The sequence below is a fragment of the Bacteroidales bacterium genome, from assembly GCA_012517825.1.
GTDB lineage: Bacteria > Bacteroidota > Bacteroidia > Bacteroidales > JAAYUG01 > JAAYUG01.
This window is the reverse complement of sequence record JAAYUG010000179.1, coordinates 1-8,355: the sequence shown is the minus strand read 5'-3', so window position 1 is coordinate 8,355 and position 8,355 is coordinate 1. Positions and strand designations below refer to the sequence as shown.

General features: G+C 46.2%; 8 protein-coding genes and 1 pseudogene. 1 reads left to right on the top strand and 8 read right to left on the bottom strand.

Annotation, left to right across the window (positions count from 1 at the left end; genetic code table 11):
* The 4 genes from GX419_12515 to GX419_12500 all read right to left on the bottom strand — a co-directional run.
* Positions 1 to 1,505: LysM peptidoglycan-binding domain-containing protein (locus tag GX419_12515; protein NLI25517.1), on the bottom strand; the 1,505-nt coding region annotated here is incomplete at its 3' end.
* 113 nt (positions 1,506 to 1,618) lie between these two features.
* The gene (locus tag GX419_12510; protein NLI25516.1) at positions 1,619 to 2,263 is read right to left on the bottom strand and encodes a hypothetical protein; all 645 of its coding nucleotides are present in this window, start codon (positions 2,261 to 2,263) and stop codon (positions 1,619 to 1,621) included.
* The gene (locus tag GX419_12505) at positions 2,244 to 3,119 is read right to left on the bottom strand and encodes a ParB/RepB/Spo0J family partition protein (GenBank protein NLI25515.1); all 876 of its coding nucleotides are present in this window, start codon (positions 3,117 to 3,119) and stop codon (positions 2,244 to 2,246) included. Before GX419_12505 ends, GX419_12510 begins: the two co-directional genes overlap by 20 nt.
* A gap of 20 nt (positions 3,120 to 3,139) precedes the next feature.
* Complete coding sequence (locus tag GX419_12500; GenBank protein ID NLI25514.1) at positions 3,140 to 3,940, bottom strand: ParA family protein; 801 nt, start codon at positions 3,938 to 3,940, stop codon at positions 3,140 to 3,142.
* Between the two features lie 195 nt (positions 3,941 to 4,135).
* Between GX419_12500 and GX419_12495 the strand changes: the two genes are divergently transcribed.
* Positions 4,136 to 5,062: a diacylglycerol kinase family lipid kinase gene (locus tag GX419_12495; protein ID NLI25513.1), complete on the top strand. Its 927-nt coding sequence runs from the start codon at positions 4,136 to 4,138 to the stop codon at positions 5,060 to 5,062.
* 57 nt (positions 5,063 to 5,119) lie between these two features.
* Here GX419_12495 and GX419_12490 read toward each other — a convergent pair whose 3' ends face one another.
* The 4 genes and pseudogenes from GX419_12490 to GX419_12475 form a co-directional block, all read right to left on the bottom strand.
* On the bottom strand, positions 5,120 to 5,851 hold the full coding sequence (locus GX419_12490; GenBank protein NLI25512.1) for a glutaminyl-peptide cyclotransferase: 732 nt from the start codon (positions 5,849 to 5,851) through the stop codon (positions 5,120 to 5,122).
* A 476-nt stretch (positions 5,852 to 6,327) separates the two neighbouring features.
* Positions 6,328 to 6,654: pseudogene (locus GX419_12485) on the bottom strand (hydrolase).
* 134 nt (positions 6,655 to 6,788) lie between these two features.
* Positions 6,789 to 7,700: a cysteine synthase A gene (cysK, locus tag GX419_12480; protein NLI25511.1), complete on the bottom strand. Its 912-nt coding sequence runs from the start codon at positions 7,698 to 7,700 to the stop codon at positions 6,789 to 6,791.
* A gap of 190 nt (positions 7,701 to 7,890) precedes the next feature.
* Positions 7,891 to 8,355, bottom strand: a 465-nt coding sequence (locus GX419_12475) for a serine acetyltransferase (protein NLI25510.1), incomplete at its 5' end; no start/stop codon positions are given.

The window sequence follows — 8,355 nt, the reverse complement described above, 5'->3', positions numbered from 1 at the left end:
TTTATTTTAATAACCTGTCCCGGTTTGAGTTTGGAAGGATCGCTGAGGTTGTTCCACTGGAGGATATCATCGGTTGAGATCCCCGGATAAAGTTTTGCAATATCCCAGAGGGTATCTCCCTGCCGAACGGTATATAGTATAAAGCCTTCCTCACTGGTGGCCGTTCCGATTGCCGGCTGGGAAGGAGTTGTTTTTTCGGAAGATGCATAATGGCTGGCTTTTTTTCTAGACATATAGATGACCAGCCGCTGGCCTGCACGGATTCGGCTGTTATGAAGTCCGTTCCAGTACATCAGGTCTGAGACCCGCACATTGTATCGCATGGCAATTGATCCCAGGTTGTCGCCTGAACGAACTCTGTAATACACCGTAGAACTATTATCCGGTGGGCCTGGAATATATCCTTTTATCCTTGAAGCCGGGTAATTTACCAGTTTCGCGTTAAAGAAAACAGAATCCTTATAGGTGTAAATGCTGTCTTCCACATCAATGAAACGATAAGTATCCGACATGGGCAGTGTAAGGGGGAAAGGCTTCTCGTAGGCAGGCACAATGTCGCGGAAGTATTGGGGATTCAGGTCACGTACCGCTTTGATGGGTATGTTGAGTACTTCGGCCACCTGTCCAAGATGCAGGGGTTTGGTAACCATAATGGTATCCAGAGGAAGAGGTAATTCAGGCTTTACAGGGGTTATGTTATGCTCACGGGCATAATTCATAACATAGGTGGCAGCAATAAATGCAGGTACATATCCTCTGGTTTCACGGGGAAGATAATAATAAATTTCCCAGTAATTTGTCTTGCCTCCGGCTCTTCGTATGGCCTTGTTTACGTTGGCAGGCCCGCAGTTGTATGCTGCAATTACCAGGGTCCAGTCTTTGAAAATGCTGTATAAATCTGACATGAAACGGCAGGCAGCAATGGTCGATTTATAAGGGTCCATTCTTTCGTCAACAAGCGAATTGATGGTAAGGCCATACTTTTTACCGGTTCCATACATGAACTGCCATAAACCAACTGCACGTGCCCGGCTGTAGGCACGAGGGTTTAACGCCGATTCAATAACCGTCATATATTTCAGCTCGGTGGGCAGCTGATGATAGTCGAGTATCTGTTCAAACAGAGGGAAATAGTATTCTGATAAGCCCAGCATGACAGCCATAAGATCCTTCCGTTTGCGGCTGTACATTTCAATGTAGCGGCGTACAATGTGATTGTAGGCCAGCGGAACTACAGAAGGAATCTGCGCCAGACGGTTAATGATAACTGAGTCCGGAAGCGAAGAGATGAGGGAATCAACAACGGTGGTATCAATCTCACTCAAATTTTCGATTGACTGATAATGCCCTGCATACCAAAGGTTGAGCATACTGTCGAGGTTGGCATCCAGATTGAGAACGGTATCGGGAATGTCAACATCGGCTGTATCCCGTCCAGGCAGTCCGGCAAACGCCAGCCAGGGAAACAAAACAGCAAAAACAATTAAAAGACCTCTTTTTTTCATCCGAACAAAATTTATTTTCAAAGGTCGAATAGCCTGCCCCGCCAAAGCCGGGGAATACCCATGATTTGATTTTTGTTCACAGGTATTTGTGTTTGCAAAACATGGGTGTTTCATCATTTCCAGTTAAACACGATTCGTATGCCTGCACTGCGGGCTGCAAGATAATCAATTTGTCTGAAATCAGGAACAATATGCATGGTAAGGTCAGGGGTGATATCATATTCGAACAGGTAAGCATCAACGGTTGCATCAATAATCTGTATAACATAAAAACCAGCTGTTCCCAGCAGGTTCATATCGCGCCATCTTCGGTAAGTGTTCATAGCATTTTGTACCGACTGTTCGGTATATTGCTCATACATATCAACCGTAGAAGGGTCTCCGTCGATTTTATAAAGGTAGGCTTTCTTAAAATGCTGGTACTTCTTATTATTAAAATCAACAAAATATGCCAGGGTGCCAAATCCGATGTATACCAGGGGCGCTTTCCAGTATTTGCGGTTATAAATCTGCCCGAGACCAGGGAATGCGGCAGACAGCATCATGGCCCGCCGGGGGGAATGACGGAAGAGAACCGAATCAGTTGTTGCCCGGGGAACCGTATCCTGGGCAATAAGGGATGCTTCCAAACCGGGGAAATTTCCGGCAAGAACCAGGAACGAAATGAAAAAAACAACGGGCTTCAACAATGTGTATTTCTTCCGGTAAAAGGTGAAGTGAAACAGGTCTTTGCCGTTTTTAACGGTTAAGACGATCAAGGATAGCGATAATTTTTTCAAGTTCCTCGTCATTACGGAAGTGAAGAACGATTCGGCCGTTTCCTTTATTGCTCCGTTTGAATTCAACCGGTATTTCAAAGAAACGCGACAAATGTTCCTGAAGGTCATGGTAGGCGGCGGGAACTTCTTCCGGTTGTTCTTCAGAAGGTTTGGCTTCCGTGAGTTTTTTTACGAGTGCTTCCGTTTTACGGACAGAAAGGTCCTCATGAATGATTTTGTTATAAATTTTCATAAGGATTTCCTGATCTTCCAGGGTTATCAGTGCGCGGGCATGCCCCATGGAAAGGCGGTTTTCCCTGAGCCCAAGCTGTATTTCGGCCGGAAGTTTAAGCAAACGGAGATAATTCGATATAGTAGCCCTGTTTTTACCGACCCGCTCACTCAGCATTTCCTGTGTAAGCTTACATTCTTCAATCAGCCGCTGGTAGCTAATAGCCACTTCGATGGCATTAAGATCCTCGCGCTGAATGTTTTCCACCAGGGCCATTTCAAGCATTCCCTGGTCATCGGCTTTCCGTACATAGGCAGGAATTGTTTCAAGACCGGCCATTTTTGCCGCCCTCCAGCGCCGTTCTCCGGTGATGATCTGGTATCTGTTTTCACCCAGTTCCCTGACGGTTATCGGCTGAATGATACCCAGCTTGGCAATGGAAGAGGCCAGGTCAGCCAGCGATTCCTCATCCATGCCTGTACGGGGCTGAAATGGGTTTGTTTCAATCTGATCAACAGGAATTTCAGTAATCCCGGCAACCGACCGGACAATTTGTTCCTTTTCCTCTTCGGAATCAATCAGAGCACCAAGACCACGACCAAGAGCATTCTTTTTTGCTGCCATGGAACATCGTTTTATTATGCCTATCCGATAACTTTTTCTGCATTACTCATCAGGGTCATCTCATTCTTCTGCATAATTTCGCGGGCAAGATTGAGATGGTTAATAGCTCCCTTTGATTCAGCATCATAGGTAATAACTGGTTTGCCGAAACTGGGCGATTCGCTCAGTTTAATATTTCGCTGAACAATGGTATCGAAAACCATATCCTGAAAATGCTTTTTCACCTCTTCAACCACCTGGTTTGAAAGGCGCAGCCTGGGGTCATACATGGTAAGGAGAAATCCTTCGATCTGCAGCTCAGGATTAAGCCTGCCCTGAATTATCTTTATGGTATTCAGCAGTTTACCCAGCCCTTCCAGAGCAAAATATTCACATTGCACCGGTATCAGAACCGAATCGGCTGCCGTAAGGGCATTGACGGTAATCAATCCCAGCGAAGGAGAACAATCAATAAGGACAAAGTCATAATCATCCTTGATTTTGGCTACAACACCCTTCAGTATTTTTTCCCGGTTGGGCATATTCAGCATTTCAATTTCAGCACCAACCAGATCGATATGGGAAGGAATCAGGTCGAAACCTTCAATCTCAGTGTGCAAAACGGCTGCGCGGGGATCCTGCTCATCAATCAGGCATTCGTAAATACCTGTTTTGACATTCCGTACGTCGAAACCTGAACCTGAAGTTGCATTTGCCTGAGGATCAGCATCAATCAGCAAAACTTTCTTCTCCAGAACAGCGAAACTGGCAGCCAGGTTTATGGCAGTCGTTGTTTTTCCTACTCCGCCTTTCTGATTGGCAATAGCTATTACTTTTCCCATTATAATGAATTTTGGAACCCCAAAAATACTACTTTAATCCCCATTGGCAAATGTTGAATCATATGGAATTGTAAACATTTGGATCCTGAATTGCCAACAGGTTATTAACAAGCAAAAATAACAAAAAACATAGAACACCGCTTTTCAGATTTTCTAATGAAAAAAAACTATTTTTCGGCCAAAATTAAAACCAAGGTGACTGAAAGAAACTGGCTGGTTATTGTCAATCCCAATGCAGGTGGACGGCGGGGCGAACATGAATGGCCCGGGATAAAAAAACTGCTTCAAAAAGAGGGGATTCCGTTTGATCCGGTGCTCACCGAAGCTCCCCTGCATGCTATCAGCCTGGCAGAAGAAGGAATTGCCAAGGGATACAGAGATATTGTTGCGGTAGGTGGTGACGGAACACTGAATGAAGTAGCCAATGGGATTCTCCGTCAGCAAAAACGCCCTGCGACTGAAATCAATCTTGGCATGATTACGGTTGGAACAGGAAATGACTGGGCACGTATGTTTTCTGTTCCCGCCAGTTTCGCCGGCGCTGTAAGGGTTCTGAAGGAAAAAAAGACCCGCCTTCAGGATGTCTGTAAGGTCACTTTCGGGACCAACGGAAACTCCGCTGAACGGTTTTTTGTCAATCTGGCTGGTATTGGATTTGACGCTGAGGTGGTTAAAAGAACCAACCGGGAGAAAATGAAAGGCCATAGCAGTTCCATGATCTACATTTGGTATCTTCTTACCACCCTCTTTTCCTACCGGAGTACCCGTTTTCAAATCATTGCCGAAGACAGGGAGCGCAAGGGAGAGTATTTTGACATTAGTATTGGCATCGGAAAGTACAACGGGGGTGGTATGATTACGGTTCCCTATGCCATAGCCGACGACGGCCTTCTGGATGTAACCCTGATACGGAAAATAGGAAAATGGGAAGTCATACGAAACCTCCCACTGTTGTTTAACGGACAAATTGAGCGCAATAAAAAAGTGGAAATTTTCAGAACACGTTCCATTGAGGTTACGTCCAATCCGCCGGTCAATCTGGAAGCTGACGGAGAGTCCCTCGGTACAAGTCCGTTTCGTTTCGAAGTGGTTCCATCAGCCCTGAGGGTTATTGTCCCCTGAAATATCAGTTATCCCGAAGCAGACGCTGAACCTGGAATTCGAAGCAATGGGATTCTGCTACTTCACTTGTTTGGAAAGCCTTACTTCATATATATATGGCCATTCCTTTCCTGTAACAAAAAGGTGTCCGTTGGCCGGGTTCCATGCAATCCCGTTCAGTACCTTGTCGTAATTGCCTTTATACCGTTCAGGTATAAGCCAGCCAAGATCGATTTTCCCATCCACACGTCCGGTCTCAGGGTCAATGATTACAATAAAACCTTTCCCGTAAACATTGGCGAAAATTTTACCATTAATATATTCAAGCTCATTAAGTTGCGGCACTGCTCCCTGGTGATCATATACTTCTGTTTCGCCTGCCTCGGCAAAAGTTTCAGGGTCCATTCTGTAGAGGATTTCTGATCCGTCACTCATCCAGAGGAAATTGCCGTCCCAGGTCAGGCCCCACCCTTCATCAATAGGATACTGGACTTTTTTCAGGAGTTGAAAGGTAGCCTTGTCGTAGAGGAACGCAATCTTATTCTTCCAGCTGAGTTGAAGTATTTTCCCGTCAAAAACGGCCAGCCCCTCCCCAAAAACATCGTCAGGAAGATTAACTGACTGCTGAATTTCGCCTGTTGTAAGCGCAACTTTCCGCAGGCTTGAACGTCGGTACTGGCCGGTGCTTTCATAAAGAAAACCGTCTTCGTAATATAATCCCTGGGTATAAGCAAGACTGTCATGAGGATATTTCCGCACCACTTCGGCTTTTATTTCTGAGGGAGGGGAAGCGGGTAAGACAATGATCATAACCTGTGCTGAACCTGTAATCGTTCCGTTTTTGTAACTTCTTACGTACAGCCGGTTTTTTCCGAACCTTGCCGATCCGGCTTGCCAGGTATGCATCAGCGAGGGCCCTTTGCCGGTGGCCAGAATGACGTTTCCCTGCAACAGCTGAAGGCTGTCACATCCCACAGATCCTGTATCAGTTACAGCTTTGATGGTAACCGTTTCTTTCTCCGTGAATCGGGTTCCTGAAAGTGGTTCCAGTATGGAAATTCTGGCAGCAGATTTCTGGTTTCGTTCTTCTGTGGGGACAACCCGAGACGGCCCGTCGTGACAGGAATTCAAAAGCGGAAGCAGTAACAATGCTGCGAGAAATTGAATGCGACTGATCATAAATAGTGAATATAGGTTTACCATTTGCTTAGCCGAAGAAGAATCTTTTTCCAGAAGGGCATAGGTTGATACGGATACTCTGTCTGACCGCGGCTACCATTTCCCGTAATAATCTGCCATGCCTCTCCCCAGCCCGGGAAGCCACCCAGGTTGCGGTCATCGATAAAAATATCGGCATCGATTTTCCTCGAAACGGTTTCATCAAATACTTCTTCGGGAAAACTTTTATTGACGGCATAAAATTCAACTCCATGCCTGCGGCAGAATTCGACGGCTTCTTCGAGCTGTTTTCCGGTACGGAAGGTCCAGAGGATAATCTGATGTCCCTGTCTCTGAAGCTCCCGAAGGGTACGGAAGGCAAATATCTTCTCCCTGCCGATGCCGGGGAATTTGTTTTCAACGATTGTTCCGTCAAAATCGACTGCAATCTTCATACGCTGGATGTCTTTCAGGGCACTAAAATACGAAAAATCGGTGGTTCTGAAGTGTCAGGAAAATGGTAAAGAATAAGGGAGAAGCAGTTTCTCCCTTTCCGTTTTGTCAGTTCAGAATCCCGAACCCGGAAGATTCAGAAAAGCCCATCGATTGAAAGATACCGTTCTCCGGTATCGTAGCAGAAAGTAAGGATACGGGTGCCCTTGCTGAATTCTTTCAGTTTTTTGTTTACGGCCGCCAAAGAGGCCCCGGAGGATATGCCGATAAAGATGCCTTCTTCCCTGGCAGCGCGCCGGGCAAACTCAAATGCCTCTTCTTTTGACACGGTAATTACACCATCGAGGATTTCCCGGTGAAGATTCTGCGGAATAAAACCTGCTCCGATACCCTGAATGGGATGTGGTGCAGGCGAACCTCCGCTGATGACGGGCGACAATTCAGGTTCCACGGCAAATACTTTGAGAGCAGGGAATTTCCTTTTCAGCACTTCACCAACGCCGGTTATATGGCCACCGGTTCCGACCCCGGTAATGAGCACATCGAAACCGTCAGGGAAATCTGCCAGAATTTCGCGGGCGGTGGTTTCTTTATGGATGCGGATATTGGATTCATTGTCAAACTGCGAAGGAATCCATGCGCCAGGAATGGCCAGTGCCAGTTCTTTTGCCCGGGCTATGGCTCCCGGCATCCCTTTTTCCCGGGGCGTCAGTTCAAATTCCGCACCATAAACGGCCATGATGCGTCTTCGCTCCACTGACATTGATTCCGGCATCACCAGAATAAGACGGTACCCCTTAACAGCGGCAACCATGGCTAATCCTATTCCCGTATTGCCTGAAGTTGGCTCAATAATCACCGCACCGGGAGTTAGGATGCCTTTCTTTTCTGCATCTTCTACCATGGAGAGTGCAATTCTGTCCTTAATACTTCCTCCCGGATTTCCCCTTTCCAGTTTCATCCATACTTCATATCCCTTTTCATACAGCCGGTTGATGCGAACATGGGGGGTATTACCTATGGTATCAAGTATCGTTTGTGCTTTCATAACTGTTTTTTTGTTTTGTAAGAATCATATCGTTTGAATTTCTGCTTCTGTGCCAGGAAAACACAGATTGGGTAAAAATTGTTGAATGTTTTTCAGTATACCGGCAACCTGAGGCCGGTACAACAAAATCGGCAGACCAAAAGAGTGTTTAAGGTAGCTTCAATTTTCATAGTATATTTCCTTGTTATTATCAAATAACCCAGTCAATAGGTTCAGAAAATCCCTTCTGGTTACGGTACATTACTTTTGGTTTTCTGTATACTACTGTGTACGGGTCAACACTTGACGTAAGCCATACATTCCCTCCGATGATGGAATCATGGCCAATCACAGTAGTTCCTCCAAGGATGGTGCTGCCGGCATAGATAATTACTCTGTCACCTATGGTCGGATGCCGTTTCCGGTCGCTGAGTTTTTTATCAACATGCAGTGCTCCGAGGGTAACCCCCTGATAGATTTTTACATCTTCACCAATTTCTGTAGTTTCTCCGATGACAACTCCGGTGCCGTGATCAATGAAAAATTTCCTGCCGATGCGGGCTGCAGGGTGGATGTCGATGCCGGTACGTGAATGGGCATATTCCGTCATCATACGCGGCATAACCGGAACACCAAGTTCATGCAAGGCATGGGCCAGACGGTAAACAGTTACCGC